Below are 25,262 nucleotides of genomic sequence, written 5' to 3'. Positions count from 1 at the left end.
AACCCCGGTCGACACTACCGATCCGCTTCATCCTCATCCGTTCCCTCCACCACCGGCTCCTTCATGATCAGGCCGATGGCTTCGCGCGCCGTGGCAGCCGATTCGGGAAACACGTCCACCAGGTTGGCGGCGTGGCGCAGGTTGTCGGCGGTGCGCATCATCAGCATGGCCAGGTTGCCTTCGGCCATCCCGTATTCCTTGATGACATTTTCCCACGGATATCCCGAGGCCCAGGCATGCGTCATGGCGGCGGGCCGCAGGTAGAACGGGCGTACGTCGAAGCCGCGCGATTTCATGTGGCGGGCGAATCCGGTCAGTTTTTTCTGGATACGGCCCACCGTGCGTTTGAGCCGGTTGGGTACCAGGCGTCCCTCCATGCGATCATCGGTCTCCCGTTCGTTGACCATGCAGGCGAACACCCCGGCCATCTGGGCCGCATCCCCGTCCGGCAGCAGCCCCTGGCGCAGGCATTCGGCCACGATCAACGGCTGGTCCACCCGCAGTTGGGATGCCCAGACGCCGTCTTCGGTGAGGCGGTCATCTCCGTCCACAAATCCGGTCTCCTTGAGAAAATCCAGGTGTCTTAAAAAATCTTCCCACAGGACTTCGTGAACATCGGCCATGCGGCTTTTCTGACGGCTGTCCTCGGCTTTGGCGATCAGCAGCCAGGTGGCGAAGGAGCGTTTGAGCAGTTCCTCCACCTGGGCGGGGGTGTGAGAGAGCAGCAGGTTGAGGACCATGGAGAAGTTGATGCGGATGCGGCTGTGCACCTTTCCCGGCCGGGAGGCAAGCAGCCGGGCCACCAGGCGCAGGTCCATGTAGCGGCCGGGCACGGCCAGGGCAAAGCCGATCTTGTCCATGCCCCGGCGGCCGGCGCGGCCGGTCATCTGGTGAAGCTGGGTGGCGTCCAGGGGGATGAATTCGGTGCCGTTGAACCGGTCCGAGTTGAAAAACACCATGGTTCGCGCCGGGAAGTTGACGCCGGCGGCCACGGTGGAGGTGGCCAAGACGGCGGTCAGCAGGCCTTCGCTCATCAGGCGTTCGACCACCAGCTTCCAGCCTGGAAGATGGCCGCTGTGGTGGGCGCCGACACCGGCCTGCTCCAGATGAATACGCTGGCGATGCTGGGCCAGGTGCGGTGAACTGTCGGTGAGCGCTCGAACCCGGTCAAACAGTTCGGCCTTTTTCTCATCGGTCAGGGGGACGGCCCCATGGCACAGGTTCAGGGCGGCGTCGCAGTCGCTGCGGGATTTTAAGAAGAAGATGGCCGGCAGCAGGTCATAGGCCTTGAGCACCCGGAGGATGTCGCCGAATGGGGGAAGGCCGCGGCGTCGGGGCGGCTCCGGCTGCTTTTTCTGGCCGATGAGACGTTCAACCTTCTTGTGGAGCGCCTTGGCCCCCCGCCCGCCCTTGACGGTCAGGGGCAAAAGGGTGCCCGAGGGGTGCAATACCATCGGATAGAGCGGCACGGGCCGCTGGGTTTCCGCAACCACCCGGCAGGGGCGGCCGCGAATGGCCGTCAGCCAGTCGGCGATGGCACCCGCATTGCCCACCGTTGCCGACAGCATCAGCAACGGGATGCGCGGGGGCAGGTAGATCATGGTTTCTTCCCACACCACGCCGCGTTCCTCGTCTCCCAGGAAATGGGCTTCGTCGAGCACCACCAGGTCCGTGTTCAGCGAAACGCCCTGGTGCATGGCATCGTAAAGCTGGTTTCTCAGGATCTCGGTGGTGCCGACGATGATGGGTGCATCGGGGCTCTCTTTGCGGTCGCCGGTGAGAATTCCCACATTTTCGGGGCCGAAGATCCCGGAAAACTCGATGAGTTTCGAGTTGGTGAGGGCCTTGAGCGGCGAGGCGTACCACGCCCGCCCGCCCTTTTCGAATGTGCGCCGGATGGTTTGCACGGCGATCCAGGTCTTGCCGGCGCCGGTGGGGGCGGTCACCAGGCAGTCGGACTCGGCCATGACCGCCACGGCTTCGGTCTGGAATCGGTCCGGCTTGAAGGGTTTGTTCTTTGGAACGCCGATGCCCGAAAAAACGGCCTTGAGCTGCGGATCGGCGCCGGGGGAGATCTGCACGTGGCGGTCCGTCCGGCGATATTGCTTGTTGCCCTGCGGCTTTCGTCGCGACGGATAGCGGCGGCGACCCCCGGGTGCGCTCCGGTTGGGTTTGTTCATCGGGCTACAGCCGGTCGATGATGCCGGCCACGACCTGTTTGGCCGTGGTCGCGGTGTCATAGGGCGAGGTGCCGGAGAGATCGGCCTCGATGAGCGTCTCGTCGTAGGGCAGAAATCCCAAAAATTCGAAGTCGGGCAGGTGCTTGCGCAGGAATTCCTCATCCTTGGGGCTGCGGATCTTGTTGCCCACCACGGCAACGTGGTCCAGCCGGATCTCGGCGGCCAGACGCCGGATGTGCTCGGCCGTGTCGATGCTGCGGCGGCCCGGTTCGACCACCACGATCAGCTTGTCCACGGCCTGGGCCGTGGCCCGTCCCAGGTGTTCGATGCCTGCTTCCATGTCCATGATCACCACTTCGTTGCGTCCCAGCACCACATGGGTCACCAGGGCCTTGAGAAGGGTGGATTCCGGGCACAGGCAGCCGGCGCCGCCCTTTTTAACGCTGCCAAGGCGCATGAGCTTGATGTTGTCCAGCCGGACGGAGAGGGTGTCGGGGATGTCGTCCACCTTGGGGTTCAGCTTGAAGAATCCGCCGATGGTTCCTGGCTGGGCGCCGGTGCGCTCGAAAATCAGTTCTTTCATCTCGGCGATCGGGGTGACCTTGTCCGCGTCGGCAATGCCCAGGGCTGCTGCCAGGTTGGCGTCCGGGTCCGCATCGATGGCCAGGACCTTCATGCCGCGGTCGCTCAACGTTCTCGCCAGAAGAGAAGAAAATGTCGTTTTGCCCACACCGCCTTTGCCGCTGACCGCCAGTTTCATGTGCCTAATCCTTTCGTGCACCCGCAGGCGCGTTTACAATTGTCAGACATGGCCACTAATATAAGACCGGTTGCCGGATCAGCAAGGGGCGGTGTTGACGCTCGTCGCATGGTACACTGCCGCCGCTGGCGGGAACAGCCGCGTTGCTTGAACGCCTGGGGCCTGCATGTCCCGAACCTTGATCTTGACCGGTATGCCTATTGAGGATATACCCTGTCGAGTATTCATGAAAGATGCCCTTTTGACAACCTTATCTCATCGAATTCAAGCGATTTCTCCAATTCTCGGAGAGGACGGTTAAATGATCCCGACGACAATCCTGCGACGGTTTGTTTTTCTGCTGGCCGCCACACTGGTCTTGCCGGTGGCGGGACTCGCCCAGGATAAATCAGGGGCGGCAACCAAAAGGCCGCCATCGCCGGTGACCGTGCTGCCGGTGGTGGAAAAGCGCGTATCCCGGCAGATCACCCTGGTGGGCAGCGTGGAAGCCGTGGCGACCAGCATGGTGGCCGCCGAGGTGGGCGGTGTGGTAGAGGCATTCCCGGCCAAGGAGGGCCGGAAGGTCAAATCGGGTGACTTGCTGGTGCGTCTGAAGACGCGCGAGCTGGAGCTGGAACGCAAGGGGCGCGTGGCCGAGCGCGAGCGGATCAAAGCTAACCTGGAAAATGCAGAAAAGGAGCTGGCGCGGGTGGGGCGCCTGCGGGAGAACAACAGCATCCCCCAACGGACTTACGATGACGCCCTGTATGCCCACCGCGCCCTGTCCCAGGCACTGCTGGTGGCCGAATCCCAGATCGAGACCCTGGCCTATCGCATCCAGCAGAAAACGGTCGTCGCTCCGTTCGACGGGTTTGTGGCAGCCGAGCACACCCAGGTCGGCCAGTGGATCCAGCCGGGCGGTCCGGTGGTCACCCTGGTGGACATCTCGCGGGTGCGGGTGGTCGTGGATGTCCCCGAACGCTATGCGGTGCAATTGCCGCCGGATGGGCGGGTACAGGTGACGGTAACCAGCCTGCCGCAGGACAGGCGGGAAGGAACGATCGATGCCATCCTGCCCCAGGGGGACGCCATGACCCGGACCTTTCCCGTGCGGGTGCTTCTGGGCAACCCCGGATTTGCCATCCGGGCCGGCATGGAGGCGGTGGTCACGTTTGACCTGTCCGAGCGTTTCAGCGCCCTGATGGTTCCCAAGGATGCGGTCGTGACGGCCGGGGATCGATCCATGGTTTACCGGGTGAACGACGGCAAGGCGTTTCCGGTATCGGTGACGGTTGACGGGTACCATGACGGTTTGGCTGCCGTTACCGGCGAACTGACGGCCGGCGACCTGCTGGTGGTTCGGGGCAACGAACGGCTCATGCCGGGCCAGGCAGTGGTTTATACAGAGGACAGAGGACAGAGGACTGAGGACTGAGGTCAGCGGGCTGAGGACAGTTTTCCGACTTCAGACCTCCGACCTCGGACTTCAGATTTCCGACCTGCGACCTCCGACATCCGAGTTATGAAACTAGTCGATCTATCCATTAAAAAGCCGGTAACGGTTTCGGTGGGCGCGATCCTGCTGCTGCTCTTCGGCTTCCTGGCGCTGCTGAGGATCCCCATCCAGCTGACGCCCAACGTGGACCTGCCGGAAGTTTCCATCCAGACCACCTGGACCGGGGCCAGCCCGGAAGAGGTGGAGCGCGAAGTCACCGAAGTCCAGGAAAAGGAGCTGAAAAGCTTAAACGGCCTGACCGAGATCAAGAGCGAGAGCCAGGACGGCCTGAGCTATATCAGCCTGGAATTCGAGATCGGCACGGATATCGACGAAGCCCTGCTGCGGGTTTCCAACAAGATGGAGCAGGTCAAGAGCTATCCGGACAACGTGGACCGACCCATCATCAAGTCCGGCGGCCGCTTCGAAAAGGCCATCGCCTGGATGGTGCTCATGGCCGAAGACGGCTACCGGGGCAACCTGGAAGAAGAGTACGATTTTCTCGACGAAGAGGTGCAGCCCTGGCTGGAGCGGCTTCCCGGCATCTCCTCGGTCAACATCCACGGCGGCAAGAAGCGTGAAATGCAGGTGGTGGTGGATGTGGACGCCATGGCCTCCAGAAGGATCACGGTGCCGGACCTGATCCGCGCGCTGAAGGTGGAGAACAAGACCATCAGCGCCGGCGACTTCGACGAGGGCAAACGCCGCTATATCGCCCGCACCGTGGGTGAGTACCAGAGCCCCGAAGACGTTGCCAACGTGATTATCCGGCGGGTCGAGGGCATCCCCGTGGCGGTCAAGGACGTCGCCACGGTCCGTCTGGGCCATGAAACGCCGGCTGTGGTGGTGCGCCATGACGGGGTGACCACCATTGTCCTGAGCGCCGTGCGGGAGCCGGGCACCAACGTGCTGCTGGTCATGGACCGATTGAAGACCGCCCTGGCCGAACTCAATGGCGGCATCCTCAACGACCGTCACCTGTCCATCGAGCAGGTTTACGACGAGACCACCTACATCTACGACGCCATCGACCTGGTCAAGAAAAACCTGATGGTCGGCTCGATCCTGGCGGTTACGGTGCTGCTTCTGTTCCTGCGCAACATCGCCGGAACGGTGGTGGTGTCCGCGGCCATTCCCGTCAGCGTGGTGGGCACCTTCCTCTTCATGACCCTGGCCGGCCGCAACATCAACGTGGTCAGCCTGGCCGGACTGAGTTTTGCCGTGGGCATGGTGGTGGACAACTCCATCGTGGTCTTCGAGAATATCTTCCGTCACCGGGAGATGGGCAAAGGGCGTATCCGGGCCGCCTACGATGGCACCACCGAGGTGTGGGGGGCGGTGCTGGCCAGCACCCTGACCACCGTCGCGGTGTTCCTGCCCATCGTGTTCGTCGAAGAGGAGGCCGGCCAGCTGTTCCGCGACATCGCCATCGCCATCTCCAGCGCCGTCGCCCTGAGCCTGCTGATTTCGATTACCGGCATTCCCACCCTTTGCGCACTGATCCTGGGCCGCGTGGAGAAAAAAGCGCCGGAAACGCGCAAGCGCATGTTCTCGGCCAGCCGGGCGGCCGGCGGGTTCGTCTCGTCCCTGGTCGGATTTGTCGACTGGATGTGCGGCCGGGTGTGGTCGCGCGTGGGGGTTGCCGTCGTTCTGGTGGCCGTGGCCGTGGTGCTGATCGTCACCCTGATCCCCAAGACTGAATACCTGCCCACGGGCAACCGCGAGCTGCTTTTCGGTATCCTGATTCCACCGCCGGGGTACAACATCGATGAATTCGCCGCCATCGCCCAGGCCGTGGAAGCGGATATCCTGCCACTGGTCAACCGGGACGGCACCAGCCCGGCGGCCGAGAAGTTGAACCTGCCCACGGTGAAGAATTTTTTCTACGTGGCCTTTCGCCAGCAGATCTTCATGGGCGTGGTCTCCCGGGAGGCCGAGCGCACGGCCGAACTGATCCCCTACGTCTACCGAACCTTAGGAAAAATTCCCGGCATGATTCCCATCGTCTACCAGGCCGGACTGTTCACCCGGGGACTGGGCAGCGGCCGCTCCATCGACATCGACATCAAGGGGCCGGACCTGCCGCGACTGATCGCCCTGGGCCGGCAGATTTACGGCATGACGGCAGCCGCCATCCCCGGCGCGCAGATCCGCCCCATCCCGGGATTGGACCTGGGAAACCCGGAGCTGCGGATCACGCCCAACCGGGACCGGCTTACCCGGCTGGGTGTCAGTACGACCGACCTGGGCATCACCGTGGATGCCCATGTGGGGGGCGCCAAGGCCGGCGCCTACCGCCTCTACGGCGACGAGATCGACCTGGTCGTCAAAAGTCGGGAGGACCGGCTGAAGCGCATCCAGGACCTGGAAGCCTTTCCCGTCTCCTCGCCATTGGGCGGCAAGGTGCTGCTGGGCTCGGTGGCCGACATCCAACTGACCGAGGGCCCCACGCAGATCAACCACATCGACACCCAGCGGGCCATTACCATCCAGGTGAACCCCCCGGCCGACATCTCCCTGGAGGCGGCCATGGAAACCATTGCCAGCCAGGTGATCGAGCCCGTCAAGGCCCAGGCGCAGTTGGGCAGCCTCTACCGCATCGATCTGGGGGGGACGGCGGACCAGCTCACCCGCACCCGCGAGGCCCTCGTCTGGAACCTGGTCCTGGCCGTGGCCATCTGCTACCTGCTGATGAGCGCCCTGTTCGAAAACTTTCTCTACCCCCTGATCATCCTGTTCAGCGTCCCCCTGGCCGCTGCCGGCGGGTTTTTAGGGATTTTTCTGGTGAACCGGTTCATCGCACCCCAGCCGCTGGATATTCTCACCATGCTGGGGTTCATCATCCTGGTCGGCATCGTGGTCAACAACGCCATCCTGATCGTCCACCAGAGTCTCAACAACATCCGGGAACAGGCCATGGAAACACGACGGGCCATCACCGAATCGGTGCGTTCGCGCATTCGGCCCATCTACATGAGCAGTATCACCACGGTATTCGGCATGCTTCCCCTGGTGCTTTTTCCCGGCGCCGGCTCCGAGTTTTACCGGGGACTGGGCGGTGTGGTCGTCGGCGGGCTGCTGATTTCCACCATATTCACCATTTTTCTGATTCCCGCCATTCTCAGCCTGACCATGGATACGGTGGCGGCCTTGAAGCGATTGTTTCGACATTCGGAGCATGTTTAGCGCCGGCCCCTAAACCTTATGGCAATCGAGAGCCACAGATAGTATACTGATCCTGTTGCAGTGAAACCATCACCACCCCCCACCCCGGCCCTCTCCCCTGTCCAGGGGCGATGGAGAAGAGCCCGCTCGACGTGTTCGTTGGCAGAACCGAGGAGCTTGCGACGTTCCCTTTTCCGGGGGTGAGGGGAATTGAATTACAGAACCGAGCATGAATATGAATCTAACGCACCAACCGGCGATCCTGGCCCCGGCGGGAAACCGGGCCGCTTTTCTGGCGGCTCTGGCCGCCGGCGCCGACGCCATTTACTGCGGCCTCAAAAGCATGTCGGCGCGCATGGAGGCCAAAAATTTTTCCATGGAGGAGCTGGCCCAACTGACCCAGCTGGCACACGATCGTGAGGTGAAGGTATACGTCACCGTCAACGCCATGCTCAAGCCTGACGAACTGGATCGGGCCGGCCAGTTGATCGACAGCCTGCAGCGCCATGTGCACCCGGATGCCCTTATCGTCCAGGACCTGGGCATCGTCGCCCTGGCGCGCCAAGCGGGGTTCGATGGCGAAATTCACCTTTCGACCCTGGCCAACGTCAGCTTTCCCAAGGCCCTGGCATTTATCCATAGAACCCTCGGGATCGACCGGGCGGTGATTCCCAGGGAACTTTCCATCGATGAGATCAGGGTCATGGCCGGCGCCTGCCCCAAATCCCTAAGTCTGGAGACCTTCATTCACGGCGCCCTGTGCTACGGCGTGTCCGGACGCTGCTACTGGAGCAGTTACATGGGGGGCAAAAGCGGGTTGCGCGGGCGCTGCGTGCAGCCCTGCCGCCGCCACTACCGGCAGGCAGACCAAAAGGGCGAGGGCGGTAAGATCGCACGCGCCTTCTCCTGCCAGGATTACTCCGTGGACGTGCTGGTCAAGATACTGGCCCAGGTCAAAAAAGTGCTCGCCTGGAAGATCGAGGGCCGCAAAAAAGGGCCGCACTATGTCTACTACACCGTGACCGCCTATCGGATGCTGCGGGATCAGGGCAGTGACGCCCGGGTTAAGCGCGACGCGCTGGACCTGCTGGCCCAGAGTCTGGGCCGCGAGGCCACCCACTACCAGTTCTTGCCCCAGCGGCCGCAAAAACCCATCGATACCCGGCGGCAGACCGCTTCTGGCCTGTTCATGGGCAAGGTGCAGGGGCCGGTCAAAAACCCCTGGGTGGTGGTCCGGCAGGCCCTGCTGCCCGGAGACGTGCTGCGGGTGGGCTACGAAGACGAAGCCGGACACACCATTTGCCGGGTGACCCGCTTCGTTCCCAAAAAGGGGCGCTACCCGCTGAACCTGGGCGGCCGGAAAGCACCCACACCCGGTGCGCCGGTATTTCTCACCGACCGCCGGGAAAAGGCCCTGGAAGAGATGATGGCCGAGGTGGAGGCGGCCGCCGGACCGCTGTCCCCGATTATCCCCACCCGCTTCCAGGCGTCGCTTCCCGAGCCCCTGGACGCCCCCAATCGGCCCGTGGAAGTGCGCGTGAGCCGGACACCGTCCCGGACGTCGGGACGCCACGCCGCGGGCGTCTGGCTGTCGGAGACGACGGCGGCGAACATCGGCAAATCGGCGGCCAGCAATTTGTGGATCTGGCTGCCGCCGGTGGTCTGGCCGGACGATGAAGAACGGGTGGCCGGCCTGCTGCGGCAATGCCTTGAAAACGGGGCGCGTCAGTTCGTGCTCAACATCCCCTGGCAGATGGCCCTGTTCAACCGCCCCGAGGGTCTGAGCCTGTGGGCGGGCCCGTTCTGCAACTCGGCCAATGCCCTCTGTCTGGAGACGCTCAAAAACCTGGGGTTCAGCGGCGCCTTCGTCAGTCCCGAACTGGGTGAGGCGGACATCCTGACCCTGTGCCGCCAGAGCCCCCTGCCGCTGGGCGTCGTCCTTTCCGGCAACTGGCCCCTGTGCATCTCCCGAACCCTGGCCGACGACATGCAGTTGCGCGTGCCCTTCGACAGCCCCCGAGGCGAGCAGGCCTGGGTGGACCGGCATGGTCCGGACCACTGGGTTTTTCCCAACTGGCGCCTGGACATCACTGAAAAGCGAACGCTCCTCCAGCAGGCCGGCATCCGGATGTTCGCCCACCTGGATGAACCGGTGCCGCCAGCGGTGACCATCAAGAATCGTCCGGGGCTCTGGAACTGGAAGGTTGGGTTGAAATGATGGCCTGCCCTGATCGTGGCTGACGAGCAACCTCTGGGAACAGGCTTTCGGTGCTGGTTTAAAAAAGCAAAGCGGAGGCAAAAATACTGAGGGACAGCTTCCGGATTTCAGGCAAAAACCGACCGCCCTGTTGTGGCGTGGTCCGTCATCGCTGCGGCCACGTGCTGCAGGATGGGCATCTGTCTTTAACCTCGCGGTTTTTCCGATAGCCTATGCGCCAGCCGCGCCTCATTCTGGCGTCACCTCAATTTTAAAGGCAAGACTTACTCGACCCAATCGTGCACTCCATATTTTTCCAGAATTTCTGCCAGCTTACCGGAGGTCCTCAATTCCGGCATCGCAGCAGAGAGTATGTCCGCGTATTTCTGGGCGTTTGAATGTTCCGGCGAGAAAGCGATATAGACCTTCTCCGTGTATGCAACACCGGCCTCCGAAAAAAGGTCGGGGGTCTTCGTCTGGCGCGGAAAGTAGTAGAACACGGTCCGATCTTCGACGAGCGCATCGATCCGTTCCAATGCCAGCTTCCTGATATTTTGCATCAACCCGTTTCCGCCGCTGACGATTTGGACTCTCTTCTCGTCACCTTCATTGGGTTTGATGTAGCGTTCATACAAGTCGCCGTAAGAATAGTTTCTGATCACCCCAAGCGAAATCTGATCCAGCGATGCCAATCCGGCAAACCGCCACGGTGATCCCTGCTTGACAAAAAAGGTATGGGCGGCAACTCCCAGTTCATGCTCTGGAAAGATAAAATCGGGGGCTTCATCCCGCCCAACGCCGACGATCCCGTCATGCTTCCCGCTGCGGGTCTCCTGAATGGCCCGCGACCAGGGAATGCGGGTATAGGCCAGGGTATGCCCGGCACCCGGAATGAAAATCGAACCCAGGCCGTTCAACCGGTCCTGGTCCAGAAAATCCCCTGACAAGTGTTGATTTCATCCGCGCAGGCTAATTTGAAAAGCAGTCTGGAGCCAACCTTCAACCTACGGACCCGGACCCGGGTGCGGCATGCAGCGGCGAAAAATGACAGCATCGAGGCAGTCGGTCTGCATGCGGCGTCGTTTCATATCGCTGCCATTCCGACATGCCGAGTCATTTTTGAGGTTCAGCCCCTGTGCATCCCCACCTGAACCGTCGGTCCGGCAGCGTTGAGATTCGGCTCAACATGTGCCTTTGTTACATCTGACCGGCGCTTTTTCACCACGCTTGCCTGCGCTGCCGACCTTTTTCGGCACCCTGTTATACGTATTGATTTATCAGCAGGATATAGTAGTAAAAGGGGGCGATGCCGGAACCATTCGCACGTATTGCACGGATGCTAATCAAAAGGCATCGTCGGTCATCGTATTGCGGTGAGGCAATCGTATGCCTATCATTGGGCCAATCCGCTGCAGACCTGACCGTGGCGCAGGCAAGGCAGCGTTGCCATCTTTTCGGGGGATCCGGATCACCGGTATCCGACAGGGTCGGCTCTGCCACCCCAAACAGGTTTTCGTCCATCGGCAAGACCTGAAAAGGGTATACATCCGTGCCGATGGGACTGCGAGACGCAGCGATGCCGGATCCGGTCAATGCAATCCCGTCAGCCCGCCTTCGGGGGGTTAACCTGGGCGGCTGGCTGGTGCTGGAAAAATGGATGACGCCGAGCCTGTTCAAGGGGCTATCGGCGACCGACGAGACCACCTGGTGCGCGGAACTGGGCCGCGAGGCACCCACCCGCCTTCGCGGACACTGGAAGCGCTTCATCACCCGTGAGGATTTTTCCTGGCTGGCGGGCGTCGGAATCAACGCGGTGCGCATCCCGCTCGGACACTGGATCTTCGGTCCGCCCTATCCCTACCACCCCGCGTACGGTGCCGACCCCCATCCCTTCGTCATTGGCGGCATCGACGTGCTGGACCGCGCGCTGGGTTGGGCGGCGGAGTCCGGCCTGCAGGTCGTCCTCGATCTTCATGCGGCGCCCGGCTGCCAGAACGCCTTCGACAACGGCGGCATCATGGGCGTCTGCGAATGGCACACACGCGAGGAATACCTGGCGCACTCCGTCGAGGTGCTGGAGCGGCTCGCCGAACGCTACCGCAGCGCGCCCGCCCTTCACGCGATCCAACTGCTCAACGAACCGCGCTGGGACTTACCCACGGCGCTGCTCAAGTCCTACTACCTGCGCGCCTGCGAAGCGGTCCGCAAACACTGTCCGCCGGAACAGGTGGCCGTGGTCTTTCACGACGGGTTCCGTCCGCACAGCGAATACCTGGGGTTCCTGCAGCCGCCGCAGCATGAAAACGTCATCTTCGACGTGCACCGCTACCAGTGCTTCGAACGGGCGGACCTGGACATGGATATCTACGGCCACCTGCACAAGGCGGGGCAATTGCGGCGCCAGGAGGGCGAGCTCATCCAACGCGAACTGGGCCTGCCGGCGATCGTGGGCGAATGGAGCCTGGGCCTCAACCTGGAAGTGGTCTCGCTCTGGGCCGAAGGGCCGTTCAACCATGCGCTCCAGCAACTGGATGCGTTCCAGGTGGACGCTGCCTATCGCGCCTATGGCGCCGCGCAGCTCCTGGCGCTGGAACACTACCACGGCTGGTTCTTCTGGAGCTATCGCACCGAGACCACGCCCGAGTGGTGCTTCCGCGAATGCGTCGAGCGTGGGTGGCTGCCGCAGCGATTTCGGTAAGTGCGCGGCTCCGAAACCGAAGGCGTTGCTTCGCTTGTTGTTGGCCAGGCCAAGGGACGGCTCTTTTTTTTGTTGGGCATCAGGACTTGAGTGGCTCCTAAAAAGCCGCCTTTCCGACAGGTGTGGTAAGGCCCGGGGATAAAGGCTTGCGAACCCGTCATATCAGGAGGGGTAATGCCGGAGGAATCGGTCGATACAGCGGGACCCGTCCGGCGCTGGCTGGATGACATGCCTTTGGGTCTGGCGCCGCTGCTCATTGCGGCCATGGGCCTGATCGCCGGTCTATATCTGCTGGTCAATCCGGTGGGCAAGCGGCATGCCGACCTGACCATGTGGACTTTTGGTGTCGCCCATTCCGATGCATACAAGGAGGCTGCCGAGGCCTTTTCGGCCAAGACCAGCCGCGAAATCGACGTGCAGCTGGTCAATTTCAATGCGGTCAATCAGAAGCTGCGCTCGGCGCTCTGGGCGGCGGTAAACATTCCCGATCTGGTCGAGATCGAAAAGAGCGCGGCCGGCGGTTTTTTCCGAGGGCCGCTCGACAGGGTCGGTTTTCTGGATTTAAGGCCCTATCTGGAGCGGGACGGCATCATCGGACGGGTTCCGGCCAATGCCCTGGCCACCTATACCGACCGGGGGGCCGTTTTCGGACTGCCCCACGATATTCATCCGGTCATGCTGGCCTACCGCGCCGACATCGTCGACCCGTACCTGGCGCAGCGCGGCCTGCGCATGGAAGACCTGGCGACCTGGGACGATTACTTCCGCGAACTGCGCGGGTTGCTGATCCAGGAACAGCGCTACCTGCTGCAGATTGAGCACGGCGACGCCTGGGCATTCCAGATCTTCCTGATGCAGCGCGGCGGCGGGATTTTCGGGCCCCGCGGCCGGCTGCGCATGGACGACGACATCGCGGTGGAAACCATGACCTGGATGATTCCGCTGGTCGCCGAGACAGGTGACAGAAAAGTGGCCGATTCGTTGGGCAACTTCGATCTGGCGTTTTATCGCGGCTTAATCGAAGGCTTCTATATCGCCGCGCTCTGCCCCGACTGGCGTTCGTCGCAGTTGCAGACCTACGCCAAGGACCTGCACGGTAAAATGCGGCTGGTGCCCCTGCCCGCGCCTGCACCGGGCGGCCTGCGCACCAGCCAGGTCGGCGGCACCATGCTCGGCATTGCCCGCTTGGCCAAAGATCCCGAGCTGGCCTGGCAGTTTGCCAAGACCATTTACTTCGGATCGCCGGAACAGCATGGGCGGCTGTTCCGGGTCACGAACATCCTCACCCCGGACCGCCAGGCCTGGAGCGACCCGGCCTACCATGAAGCGCGGCCGTACTGGAGCGGCCAGGTGCTGGGTGAACAGTTCATTGCCCTGGCCGACGAGGTGCCGCCATTCTATTCCAGCGGTTTCCTGCCGGTGGCGGTGGCCAAGCTCAACGAGTCGATCGTTGCCTGCTACGGCCACTATCGGTCCCATGGCGCGGACGGCTTCGAGGCCTTCGTCCGCCAACGGCTGAAAGCCGCGGCAGACTATGTGCGACGGCAGATGGCCCGTGAACCCGACTGGGACGCCAAGGAGTGACCATGCAGCTGCACGCTTCTCGAACCGCCCCGTATCTCTTTCTGGCGCCATTCGGCCTCAGCTTCCTGATTTTCGGCGCCTACCCGATCGTCCGCAGCATGATCCTGTCGCTCTACATCACCTCGGGTCCGGAGGCCCAGCAATTCGTCGGGCTGGACAACTACCTGTACCTGCTGCGGGACCCCGATTTCTGGACCGCGTTTCGCAACACCGCCACCTTTGCCGTCGGCAGCGTCGCGCTGCAGCTGCCGCTCAGTCTCGGGCTGGCGATCCTGCTCAACCGCCCCGACATCCGCAGCCGCAATGTCTTCCGCTTCATCTTTTTCTCGCCCAACCTGATGGGGCTGGTTTTCTCCGCCCTGCTGTTCACGCTCATTCTCGCACCCAAGTTCGGGCTGCTCAACGCCAGCCTGCACCGGCTGTTCGGCCTGCCGTTGACCACGCGCTGGCTGTCGTCGCCCGACCTGGTCATGCCGGCGCTGGTCATGGTGGCCCTGTGGCTCTACACCGGTTTCAACATGGTCTACTTTCTGGCCGCGCTGCAGTCGGTCGACGGCGAGCTTTACGAAGCCGCCACCATCGACGGGGCCGGCCGCTGGTCGCAGTTCTGGCATGTGACCCTGCCCGGCATCAAGCCGGTGCTGATCTTTGTGGTCGTGCTCTCGACCATCGGGTCGTTCCAGCTGTTCGAACTCGCCTTCCTGCTGCTCGGCAACAGCTCCGGCCCCGACCAGGCCGGCCTGACCATCGTCATGTACCTGTACCAGAATGGCTTTCTCGGCGGCGACCTCGGTTATGCCGCCGCCATCGGCTGGACCCTGGCCGGCATGGTCCTGGTCTTGTCGATGATCCAGTTGCGCATCACCGGTGCGGGCGGGGAGGGACGCTGACATGCGACGGACCGTCATTTACAGCCTCCTCGTGCTCTTCTCCATCCTGTGCCTGGTGCCCATGGTCTGGCTCGTGGCTTCCGCATTCAAGGCCAACGCCGATTTCCACGTCTATGCCTTCGTTCCGCCTGTCGATCGCCTGACGGTTGCGAACTTCTCCAGCCTCTTCAGGCAGATGCCTTTCATGCGATTCATGATGAACAGCTTCTTCGTCGCCGGCGTGACGGTCATCGTCCAGCTGTTCTTCTCCTCCCTTGGCGGGTTCGCCCTGGCCAAGTATGCCTTCACCGGCAAGAAGACGATCATGGGGGTCATGATCGCCACGATGATGATTCCGGGCCCGGTTCTGCTCGCCCCGATGTACGAGCTGATCTACCACCTCCGTCTCATCGACAGCCATCTCGGACTGATCGTCCCGGGCATGGTGAATGTCTTCGGCATGTTCCTCTTCCGCCAGTCGATGGTGTCGGTTCCGGACGAGATGCTGCAGGCCGCGCGGATCGACGGCTGCAGCGAATTCCAGATTTTCTGGCACGTGGTGCTTCCGGTCAGCCGGCCGATGATCGGCGCCTTCTGCCTGATTGCCTTCATGGGGACCTGGAACAGTTTTCTCTGGCCGCAGATCATCCTGCAGAGCAGCGACCGTTTCACCCTGCCGATCGGTCTGAACCAGATGGTCGGCGTATACGAAGCCGACTACGGGGCGATGATGTCCGGAACGCTGCTGGCAGTGCTGCCGGTGGTCGTGCTGTTTTTCCTCCTGCAGAAGGAATTTATCGCCGGGCTGACCAAGGGCGCAGTGAAAGGTTAACCAATGGCAGACATCGCATTTCGAGGCGTGAACAAAATCTACCCCAACGGATTCAAAGCCGTGCACAACCTCGATCTTGCCATCCGGGACGGCGAATTCCTGGTCATGGTCGGTCCCTCCGGCTGCGGCAAGTCGACGACCCTGCGCATGCTCGCCGGCCTGGAAGACATCAGCAGCGGCGATCTGCTCATCGGCGGCGAGCGGGTCAACGGCCTGCATCCGCGCGCGCGCAACATCGCCATGGTCTTCCAGAGCTACGCCCTCTATCCGCACAAAACGGTGCAGGGCAATATCGAATTCCCCCTGCGTATGGCCAAGGTCCCGAAGGACGAGGTCAAGGCGCGGGCCCTCAAGGTGGCCCGCATGCTCGAGCTGGAGCCGCTGCTGCACCGCAAGCCGGGCTTGCTGTCGGGTGGCCAGCGGCAGCGGGTGGCCATGGCCCGCGCCCTGGTGCGCGACCCGGTGGCCTTCCTGTTGGATGAACCGCTGTCCAACCTGGACGCCAAACTGCGGGTGCAGATGCGGGCGGAAATCGCCGCGCTGCAGCAGCGCACCGGCACCACCACGGTGTATGTCACCCATGACCAGGTCGAGGCCATGACCATGGGGGATCGCGTGGCGGTATTCAAGGAGGGGCGTCTTCAGCAGGTCGATACCCCCCAGCAGCTGTTCGAACGACCGGTCAACACCTTCGTCGCCAGCTTCATCGGTTCGCCGAGCATGAACCTGATCGCGTCGCACGTCGAGCCTGCCGGTGACGGCCTGGTCCTTTCCTTGGCCGGAGAGCGCATCGCTGTCGGTCATGGTCTCGAGGCGCGCTTCGACAATCCCGTGGGTTCGGCCGGCAAGGTGACCCAGATCGGCCTGCGCCCGGAGGACGCGGTCGACCCGCATCTAGCCGGAGAGGGTCGGCGCCTGCATGGCCGGGTCGTGATGACCGAACTGCTCGGCCGCGAACAGATGGTGTACCTCGATTTGCGCGATGGCACGCGAGTGGTCGCCCGCCTGCACGCCGACCACCGCGCGCATGCCGGGGACGAGATCGCCATCGGCATCGATCCGGCCCGGCTTTATCTGTTCCGGGCCGACGGCAGGGCGTTGGCCTACAAATAAGCACTGGTCCTGCCGGAATGCATCCAGCCAATCGAAAGTCAGGGGAACGGGTTGGACGGCTGATCCGTTTCGGACTCGACATCGGAACCGATGGCAAACCCCAGGCCCAGATACCGATTTCGATGGATTTCACCGGCATGCCTTGCATTGACATGGATGAAAAACCGTTGACCCGCCTGCGCTGCATTCAAACCGCCCGCGACAGCGGGCACCGCCTGAGCCGCATCGCGCCCTTGGCCCTGGACCGCAGCGACCGTCCCCGACGGCCGACCATCGACGTCGACAGCAGCGGGCTTTGCCAGGAGATCCTCGGCTTTGGCGGTGCGTTCACCGAGAGCGCCTGCACCGTTCTGTCCTGCCTGCCGGAGGCCGAGCGCGACGCGGTCCTGCAGGCCTATTTCCATCCGCGCGACGGCATCGGCTACCGCCTGGCGCGCACGCATGTCAACTCCTGCGATTTCAGCCTGGGCAACTGGACCTGCTGGGATGCGCCGGGATCGGCGCTCGACCTCAGCCGCTACGAAGCGCACATCTTTCCTGCGCTCCGTGATGCGCAGCGCATCGCGAAAGACCCGATTCGGCTGCTGGTGTCGCCGTGGAGCCCGCCCGCCTGGATGAAAACCAGCGGGCAGATGAATCATGGCGGCAGCCTGCTGCCAAGCCGGCGCGATGACTGGGCGCAGGCGCTGTGCGATTGGATCCGGGGCGTCCAAGGGGCGGGCATTGCGGTGTGGGGCCTGACCGTGCAGAACGAGCCGGCGGCCAGGCAGGTGTGGGAGTCGTGTCTGTATACCGCCGAGCAGGAACGCGATTTCGTTCGCGACCACCTCGGTCCGGCGCTGCATGCCTCAGGTTTGGCCCGCCAGCGCCTGCTGGTCTGGGATCACAATCGCGACGCGGTCTACCAGCGGGCCCGGGTGATCCTGTCCGACCCCGAAACCGTGCGGTACGTCTGGGGCACGGGGTTTCATTGGTACAGCGGTGACCAGTTCGACAATCTCGACCGGCTCCATCACGCCTTTCCCGACAAGCACCTGCTGTTCACCGAGGGGTGCTGGGAGGGGGGCGTCAAACCGGGCCGCTGGGATCGCGGTGAGCGCTATGCCCATCACATCATCGGCGACCTGAATCACTGGACCGAGGGCTGGCTGGACTGGAACCTGGCCCTCGATCAGCACGGCGGACCCAACCATGTCGGCAACTGGTGCGATGCACCGATCATCGTCGACACCCACCGACGCACCTGGACCCAGCAGAGCTCGTACTGGTACATCGGCCATTTCAGTCGCTACATCCTGCCCGGCGCCCGACGATTGACCAGCACCCAGGCCGGCAATGGCCTGGAGAGCGTTGCCGCCAGGAACCCGGACGGCAGTCTGGTGCTGGTCGTCTGCAACCGCGGCGATCAACCCCTCTCCGCGGCCCTGCGCATCGATGGGGTGTGGGCGCGGCTGACCGTTCCGGCACATGCCATCCAAACCCTGATTCGCGATGGTCGGTGAACTGCCTGCGGCGCTCCTCGACTGCCAGGCCCGGCACGACAGCATCGGATGATCTCCCTGCGACATGCGATATCTGATCTTGCCTTGAATCCAAAAATACGTTGGCCTATACTGGGCGCTACCCTGGGCAGGGAAAAGGGCCTTCGTCATCTGACCGCCGACGTCCGTCGTCTGACATCTGCCTGCCGACCGTTGACACCGGGAGAAACCATGGCCTCAATCATCTTTCATTTCGCCACCGTCGAGGTCGATCTGAACGTCGGCCCCGACATCCGCGACATCACCGATGATCTGAACCGCATCATCGGCCGGTCGGGCATCCAAAACGGCCAGGCCACTGCATGCGTCGTCGGATCCACGGGGTCGTTGACCACCATCGAATATGAACCGGGGGTGGTCCGGGACCTCAAAGACGCCATCAACCGGCTGGCGCCGACAGACTTGGCCTATGCCCATGAACTGGCCTGGCACGACGGCAACGGCCACAGCCACGTGCAGGCGGCCCTGTTGGGTCCGTCCATCGCCCTTCCCATCCGCCGTGGAGCGCTTCGCCTGGGGACCTGGCAGCAGGTGGTGGCCGTCAATCACGACAACCGCTCCCGCCGCCGAACCATTGAAGTCACCCTGTCCGGGATATAACCCGCCCGTGACCCCGTCCACCGACACTTCCCAGGGATCCTATTGCCGTCCTGCCATACCCGTTACCCTGGCGCTGATTGCCGGCATCCTGTTGACCCAGGGCCTGCCCGGCCTGGCCATTCCGGCGCTGTCCGTCCTGTTGGCTGCAGCCGCTCGGCTGGCCATTTGCCTGAGACGGGACCGACCGGCACGATGGTCTCCGCTGCTGGCCGCCATGGCCGCCGGATACCTGGCCATGCTGCCGTGGGTGTCGCCCGTGCACGGACCCGACCACGTCGCTCATTATCTTGACACCGGCTACTGGCGGATCCACGGAACCGTGGCCGATTCACCCCTCCTCAGCTACGGCCGGACCCGTCTTCTCCTTGACGTAGACCGCCTGTCCCGTGAAGCGTCGTCTCATCCGGTGCGGGGCCGCATCCGGTTGACGGTCATGGGGGAGGCGAACCTGGAGCCGGGCGATCGGGTGGTGTTTCCGGCCAGCATCCGGGCGTTCCGCAATTTTCAAAATCCAGGCGGCTTCGACTATCGCCGGCACATGGCGTTCGAAGGCATTCAGGGCAGCGCCTGGGCGCAGGCGGAGAAAATCCAGCGGATCGGAAAACGCAACCGGTCTGCGCCCGGGCGCCTGATCCATGCGGCCCGCCATCGATTGGCCCGTTTGATCGATTCGGCCGGCGGCGACGCCGACGCGGATGAAAAGGCCGTGCTCAAGGCCCTTGTCTTCGGAGACCGCTCGGGCATCGACGAGGAGCTGCGCGAACGATTCAACCGGGCCGGCGTGGGTCACCTGCTGGCCATCTCCGGGCTGCATGTGGGCATCGTGGCCACCCTGGCCTTCGGCTTTTTTCGCCGGGTGTTCTCTTATTTCCCGGCCCTGCTGTGGCGGGGGTGGGGCCGGCAGTGGGCGGCGGCGGCGACACTGGTTCCCGTGCTGGCCTATGGGCTGCTGGCCGGCATGTCCGCTTCCACCCAGCGGGCCGAGGTCATGGTGGCGGTGTTTCTGACCGCCCTGATCCTGGGGCGGACGCAGGACGTGATGAATACCCTTGCCGTAGCGGCCCTGCTGATCCTGGCCCTTTTCCCGCCGGCCCTGTTCTCCATCTCTTTTCAGCTCTCCTTTGCCGCCGTGCTGGCCATCGTGTATGGCCTGGAAAAGATCGGGATTGCGGGAGATCCCGCTCGTCCACCGGCCAGGCGGGCCGGCGGTCGCCTGGCCGCCTTCGTTCTGGTCTCCGGCCTGGCCATTGCCGGCACGGCTCCCGCGGTCCTGCTTCATTTCAACCAGACTTCGGTGGTGGGCATCGCGGCCAATCTGTTTCTCGTTCCCGTGGTGGGTTTTGTGGCGGTTCCGGCAGGGTTGGTGTCGGCTTTTGTCGCCTTTTTTTTTGAACCCGCCGCCAACCTGGGTTTCTGGCTGGACATCAAGATTCTCCACCTGGCGTTGATGGGGGTGGATTTCTTCTCCGGGCTTTCATTTGCCGCGGTGAAAACCGTGACCCCATCATTGGTGGAGATCTTCCTGTATTATCTGGCCGGCTGGGCATTGCTGAACATGCGCAAGACGGCCGTCGCCCCGTGGGTGCTGGCCGCAGCGATCGTGCTGGCCGCCGGTGATGGCGCATACTGGTACTATCAACGCTTCTGGCAGCCGGATCTCAAGGTGACGGCCATTGACGTGGGCCAGGGAGGCTGCACGCTCATGGAACTGCCCGGCGGCGGCATCGTGCTTTATGACGGCGGCGGGTTTTCCGACAACCGCCTGTTCGATATGGGGCAGCGTGTCGTGGCGCCGTTGCTGTGGCGCAAGAAAATCGCCACCGTCGACATCCTCGTCCTCTCTCACCCCAACGCCGATCATCTCAACGGCCTGATATACATCGCCAGGTATTTCAACGTCCGTGAACTGTGGAGCAACGGCGATGTCAACACCACGAAAGGGTATGGGGAACTGATGGCGGTGTGCCGTGAGCAGGACATCGTCGTGCGAACGGTGGACGCCGATAGCGGAAAAATGGTTATCGGTCCGGTGACGCTGTCGGTCCTGAACCCATCGGCGGGGTTTTACAGCCAGGTGCATGATGTCGACCAGGCATACCGCAACAACGGCTCACTGGTTGTCAAGGCGGCAATGGGAGAGACCGCCTTTCTGTTCACCGGGGACATCGAAGCCCGGACGGAAAGCCAGTTGGTGCAGCGGACGGGCAGGGGCCTTGCCAGCACGGTTCTCTTTGCACCGCACCACGGCTCCCGCACATCCAGTTCCGCGGAACTGATTGCCGCGGTGGCGCCGGCGGTGGTGGTGATCAGCGCCGGTGCCGGTAACCGCTTCGGCTTCCCCCATCCCGAGGTGACGGATCGCTACCGCGCAGCGGGCAGCCGGATCCTGTGCACTTGTACGCATGGTGCGATATCCATGCGTTCGGACGGCAAAACGGTACATGTGCAACCGGAAATGGCATCTTGTGGCCCAACTCGGCGTTCTCGAATTTTTTAAATCCTCAGCGTTGCATTGCTGCGCCTCCGGTTTAAAAAAACCTGCGGCCTTGATCTGGACCTCAAGCCACCACTTCTGACCGAACATGATATGGCCAGCCAATCAACCCATTCCTGACATTTTAGACACTGCAATCCCTCTACCCCCCAATCCCATCATTCCACAATTCGCATTTTAAGTATGATTTGACACCCGGTTTTTCCGCGTACTATAAAAAAGACAGGCGCTTCTTTTCTACAGATCAATCACCACTCCAACCAGATGCAGCTGGAGTCGCTTGCCCAGATGAGGTCGCCATGTATATCAGACAGACGGATCTGTTTTGGGGGCTGAACCAGAATATGGTCAATCGGGTCATGGCCATCGCCGAACGCGAGGCGTTTGCTGAGGGAGAAATCCTGTTTCGAAGTGGCGATGCGGCCCGGCATCTGTTCATCCTTGCCCAAGGAGAAGTAAAGATCACGATCGCTGAAACGGGAAAGCAGGTATACACGGGAAACCGTGTGGGCGAGGCCTTCGGCTGGGGCTGCCTCATCGACCGCAGCCATTGCGGTTGTGATGCCATCTGTGCGACACCGGTGGTGGTGCTGAAACTGGACCGGGACCGCCTGCTCAAGCTGCTGGACGGCGACACGGAGAGCGGCTACCTGTTCTTCAAGCATCTTTCCCGGGCCCTGGGCGCGCGGTTGATCCAGGCTTACCAGCACATGGCAGTGGTCAATACCGACCGTCTTGGAAATGCGACGGTTAATGGAGGCACCCATGGCCAACAATGAGATTCAGTCCACCTTGCAATCGTGCGGGTTTCTGAAGAACATCTCCCCGGCCCACCTGGTCACCATCGCGGGTTTCTGTACCATCGATCACTACACGGCCGGCGCTTATGTCTTCCGGCAGGGAGACTTTGGCGAAGACCTCTTCATCATCGTCGACGGGTACGTATTTCTGGAGCGTGCCATGGATATCGGCAGCCACAAGGGATCCGTGGTGATCGATGCCCTGGGCAAGGGGCGGACCCTGGGGTGCTGGTCGGCCCTGTTGGGCGAACCTCATGTGCTCATGTCTTCGGCCAGCTGCCAGAAAGATTCAACGGTGATTCGCCTCAAGGGGCGCCAGCTGAGAAAATGCATGGAGGAGGACACCCCCTTCGGCTTTTTCATGCTCGAGCGGCTCTGTTTTTTACTGCGAGAGCGCATCCAGGCTGCCTATGGCGCCATGGACAAGATTTGACGATGCCTGAAATCCTTTCACTGTCCACACCCATCGCCGACATGTGACCATGGAGCATTCACTCACCGCTGAAGATCGAGCCCACCTGGAAATCCTCCAACAGCAGGTCAATGCCTCTCCCAGGGGCAGAAGCCTGCTTATCCCGCTTCTTCAGATGGCCCAGACGGCCCTGGGGTATCTTCCCGACGAGGCCTTGTCCCTGGTTGCCGACCATCTGGCCGTCACCCGGTCCGAAGTTTACGGGGTGGCCTCTTTCTACAACCAGTTCCGCTTCAACCCGCCGGGAAGAAACCCGGTAAAGGTGTGCATGGGAACGGCCTGCCATGTGCGCGGCGGTGAGATCATCCTGGAGAATTTCGAGCGTAAACTGGAGATCCGGGAGGGCGAAACCACCGAGGATCGCGAATTCAGCATCGAACGGGTGGCCTGTGTGGGCTGCTGTGCCCTGGCGCCGGTGGCCCTGCTGGGCGAGACCCTTCACGGGCACATGGCTCCCAGCAAGGTGGAGGGGCTGGTCCTGCGGGTCCGTCTCGAAAAAGAAAAGGCGCAGAGGGAGGCGGCCAAATCATGACCGGTGACGCCGAAAGCCGGATTTCCGCGGCCTACCAGGCCCTTGCCGACGAGGCCCGGACCCGGAAGGAGCAGTTTGATCAGAGCCCCTTGCCCAAGATACATATCGGCATGGCCACTTGCGGCATTGCCTCCGGCGCCCTGGAAACCCAGGCGGCCTTCGAAACGGCCCTGGCCGAGCGGGGCATCGATGCCCATGTGCACACGGTGGGCTGCGTGGGCCACTGCTACGCCGAACCGGTGGTGATCATCGATTACCCCGATTCCGGATTCCCGCCCATTCTCTACCCGGAAGTGACCCCGGGCAAGGCCAGGATGCTGGTCAAGCTGTTTCTGGAAGAGGGCGACCCCCGCTTCGAGCACGTCATGGGGGCCACCGTTGACAACGAGATGATTCCTTCGGTGATGGAGTTCGCCCGCTTCAGCCGGGAAAAGCGGGTGATCATGGACCGCTGCGGACGGATCGACCCGGAACAAATCCATGAGTATATCGCCGACGGGGGCTACGGTGCATTGGCCGCCGCCCTGTGCCGGACGCCTGAAGCGGTCATTGCCGAAATCGAAGCGGCCGGGCTTCGGGGGCGCGGCGGTGCGGGATACCCCACGGCCCAAAAATGGCGGGCGGCGAGGGCGGCGTCGGGCAGCGGCAAGCTGGTCGTCTGCAACGCCGATGAGGGCGATCCCGGTGCCTACATGGACCGCACCCTGCTGGAAAGCAACCCCCACCAAGTCATCGAAGGCATGATCATCGCCGCCATGGCCGTGGGTGCCGGCCGGGGCCTCTTTTATGTGAGGGCCGAATATCCCCTGGCGGTACGGATTCTGACCGCCGCCATCGAGCAGGCCAGGCAAACGGGTTTTCTGGGAACGGATATCCTGGGCAGCGGAGTGGATTTCGACATCGACCTTTTCCAGGGGTCCGGCGCCTTCGTCTGCGGCGAGGAGACCGCCCTGATCCGGTCGGTGGAGGGCTACCGGGGCATGCCCAGGCACCGCCCGCCCTATCCGGTGGAGCGGGGGCTGGACGGCCGGCCCACGGTGATCAACAATGTCAAGACTTTGGCCACGGTTCCGCCGATCCTGGAAAAGGGGGCCGACTGGTTCCGGGGCATCGGTACGGCGGAGAGTCCGGGCACGGCGGTTTTTTCCGTGGTGGGCAACGTGACCCATCCGGGACTGGTGGAGATCCCCATGGGCGTGACCCTGCGCGAACTGATCTTCGACATCTGCGGCGGTATTCCCCATAAAAAACAGTTCAAGGCGGTGCAGATCGGCGGGCCGTCGGGGGGCTGCCTGTCCGCCGACTTTCTGGATACGCCGGTGGATTTCGACACCCTGACCCGGGCCGGCGCCATGATGGGCTCCGGCGGCATGGTGGTGATGGACGAAGACTGCTGCATGGTGGACGTCTCGCGCTATTTTCTGGATTTCATCCAGAAGGAGTCCTGCGGCAAATGCACCTTCTGCCGCATCGGCACCCGCCATTTGCTGGACATCCTGCGCCGGCTGACCCGCGGGGAAGGGCGCGAGGGAGACCTGGGGCAACTGGATACGCTGAGCCGGGCCGTGAAACAGGGATCGTTGTGCGGGCTGGGCAAGACCGCCCCCAACCCGGTGCTGACCTCCCTGGCCTATTTCCGGGACGAATACGAGGCGCACGTCGAGGAGGGCCGCTGTCCGGGACGTACCTGCCGGACGTTGACCGCCTTTTACATCGACCTGGACAAATGCGCCCGGGGCTGCGATGCCTGCGTGGGCTGCTGCCCGGTGGATGCGGTGTTTACTACCAGCAACCGCAAGAAGGGCATCGACCAGCAGTTGTGCGTCAAATGCGGCGAGTGCATGGTGGCCTGCCCGCCGGACTACGACGCCGTGGTGAAGGTCTCTCCGGCGGCTCTGGCGCCCATCATCGAACGGCCGGCTGAAAAGAAAAAAACGGAAAGCTGAAGGAT

General features: G+C 62.7%; 18 protein-coding genes. 15 read left to right on the top strand and 3 right to left on the bottom strand.

Annotated elements, in window-relative coordinates; genetic code table 11:
- Positions 1-14 precede the first annotated feature (14 nt).
- Both ACZCED_RS09585 and ACZCED_RS09580 read right to left on the bottom strand, forming a co-directional pair.
- Positions 15-2,180, bottom strand: a complete 2,166-nt coding sequence (locus ACZCED_RS09585) for a DEAD/DEAH box helicase (protein ID WP_462970329.1) — start codon at positions 2,178-2,180, stop codon at positions 15-17.
- A 4-nt stretch (positions 2,181-2,184) separates the two neighbouring features.
- On the bottom strand, positions 2,185-2,940 hold the full coding sequence (locus ACZCED_RS09580; protein WP_462970330.1) for an ATP-binding protein: 756 nt from the start codon (positions 2,938-2,940) through the stop codon (positions 2,185-2,187).
- Positions 2,941-3,241: 301 nt separating this feature from the next.
- On the opposite strand from ACZCED_RS09580, the gene ACZCED_RS09575 reads away from it, so the two are divergent.
- The 3 genes from ACZCED_RS09575 to ACZCED_RS09565 all read left to right on the top strand — a co-directional run bounded on the left by ACZCED_RS09575 (position 3,242) and on the right by ACZCED_RS09565 (position 9,797).
- Positions 3,242-4,354, top strand: a complete 1,113-nt coding sequence (locus tag ACZCED_RS09575; protein ID WP_462970331.1) for an efflux RND transporter periplasmic adaptor subunit — start codon at positions 3,242-3,244, stop codon at positions 4,352-4,354.
- Between the two features lie 87 nt (positions 4,355-4,441).
- A complete protein-coding gene (locus tag ACZCED_RS09570; RefSeq protein ID WP_462970332.1) occupies positions 4,442-7,600 on the top strand; it encodes an efflux RND transporter permease subunit in 3,159 nt (1,052 codons plus the stop codon).
- 214 nt (positions 7,601-7,814) lie between these two features.
- Positions 7,815-9,797: a peptidase U32 family protein gene (locus tag ACZCED_RS09565; RefSeq protein WP_462970333.1), complete on the top strand. Its 1,983-nt coding sequence runs from the start codon at positions 7,815-7,817 to the stop codon at positions 9,795-9,797.
- A gap of 263 nt (positions 9,798-10,060) precedes the next feature.
- Here ACZCED_RS09565 and ACZCED_RS09560 read toward each other — a convergent pair whose 3' ends face one another.
- On the bottom strand, positions 10,061-10,723 hold the full coding sequence (locus ACZCED_RS09560) for a substrate-binding periplasmic protein (protein WP_464860692.1): 663 nt from the start codon (positions 10,721-10,723) through the stop codon (positions 10,061-10,063).
- Positions 10,724-11,352: 629 nt separating this feature from the next.
- Here ACZCED_RS09560 and ACZCED_RS09555 point away from each other — a divergent pair.
- From ACZCED_RS09555 to ACZCED_RS09500, 12 genes are all read left to right on the top strand, one after another.
- Positions 11,353-12,474 carry a glycoside hydrolase family 5 protein gene (locus tag ACZCED_RS09555; protein ID WP_464860691.1) on the top strand — a complete coding sequence of 374 codons (1,122 nt, stop codon included), beginning with the start codon at positions 11,353-11,355 and terminating at the stop codon, positions 12,472-12,474.
- Between the two features lie 174 nt (positions 12,475-12,648).
- Positions 12,649-14,058, top strand: coding sequence for an ABC transporter substrate-binding protein (locus tag ACZCED_RS09550; RefSeq protein ID WP_464860690.1), 1,410 nt, complete (start codon positions 12,649-12,651; stop codon positions 14,056-14,058).
- Positions 14,059-14,060: 2 nt separating this feature from the next.
- On the top strand, positions 14,061-14,948 hold the full coding sequence (locus ACZCED_RS09545; RefSeq protein ID WP_464860689.1) for a carbohydrate ABC transporter permease: 888 nt from the start codon (positions 14,061-14,063) through the stop codon (positions 14,946-14,948).
- A 1-nt stretch (position 14,949) separates the two neighbouring features.
- Positions 14,950-15,759 carry a carbohydrate ABC transporter permease gene (locus ACZCED_RS09540; protein WP_464860688.1) on the top strand — a complete coding sequence of 270 codons (810 nt, stop codon included), beginning with the start codon at positions 14,950-14,952 and terminating at the stop codon, positions 15,757-15,759.
- A 3-nt stretch (positions 15,760-15,762) separates the two neighbouring features.
- Positions 15,763-16,872 (top strand): ABC transporter ATP-binding protein, encoded by a 1,110-nt coding sequence (locus ACZCED_RS09535; RefSeq protein WP_464860687.1) that lies wholly within the window; start codon positions 15,763-15,765, stop codon positions 16,870-16,872.
- Positions 16,873-16,889: 17 nt separating this feature from the next.
- Complete coding sequence (locus ACZCED_RS09530) at positions 16,890-18,374, top strand: glycoside hydrolase family 30 protein (RefSeq protein WP_464860686.1); 1,485 nt, start codon at positions 16,890-16,892, stop codon at positions 18,372-18,374.
- A gap of 210 nt (positions 18,375-18,584) precedes the next feature.
- Complete coding sequence (locus tag ACZCED_RS09525; protein ID WP_462970808.1) at positions 18,585-19,013, top strand: secondary thiamine-phosphate synthase enzyme YjbQ; 429 nt, start codon at positions 18,585-18,587, stop codon at positions 19,011-19,013.
- A 7-nt stretch (positions 19,014-19,020) separates the two neighbouring features.
- Positions 19,021-21,510, top strand: coding sequence for a DNA internalization-related competence protein ComEC/Rec2 (locus tag ACZCED_RS09520; protein WP_464860685.1), 2,490 nt, complete (start codon positions 19,021-19,023; stop codon positions 21,508-21,510).
- A gap of 296 nt (positions 21,511-21,806) precedes the next feature.
- The gene (locus tag ACZCED_RS09515; protein WP_462970806.1) at positions 21,807-22,286 is read left to right on the top strand and encodes a Crp/Fnr family transcriptional regulator; all 480 of its coding nucleotides are present in this window, start codon (positions 21,807-21,809) and stop codon (positions 22,284-22,286) included.
- Entirely contained in the window at positions 22,273-22,740 is a 468-nt protein-coding gene (locus ACZCED_RS09510) for a Crp/Fnr family transcriptional regulator (protein WP_462970805.1), read from the top strand. Before ACZCED_RS09515 ends, ACZCED_RS09510 begins: the two co-directional genes overlap by 14 nt.
- 49 nt (positions 22,741-22,789) lie before the next feature.
- Positions 22,790-23,311 carry an NADH-quinone oxidoreductase subunit NuoE gene (gene nuoE / locus ACZCED_RS09505; protein WP_462970804.1) on the top strand — a complete coding sequence of 174 codons (522 nt, stop codon included), beginning with the start codon at positions 22,790-22,792 and terminating at the stop codon, positions 23,309-23,311.
- Positions 23,308-25,257 (top strand): NADH-ubiquinone oxidoreductase-F iron-sulfur binding region domain-containing protein, encoded by a 1,950-nt coding sequence (locus ACZCED_RS09500; RefSeq protein ID WP_462970803.1) that lies wholly within the window; start codon positions 23,308-23,310, stop codon positions 25,255-25,257. The genes nuoE and ACZCED_RS09500 overlap by 4 nt, the downstream gene beginning before the upstream one ends.
- Positions 25,258-25,262: the final 5 nt, after the last annotated feature.

It is taken from the genome of Desulfosarcina sp., assembly GCF_055467485.1.
This window is presented reverse-complemented; position numbering and strand designations above follow the sequence as displayed.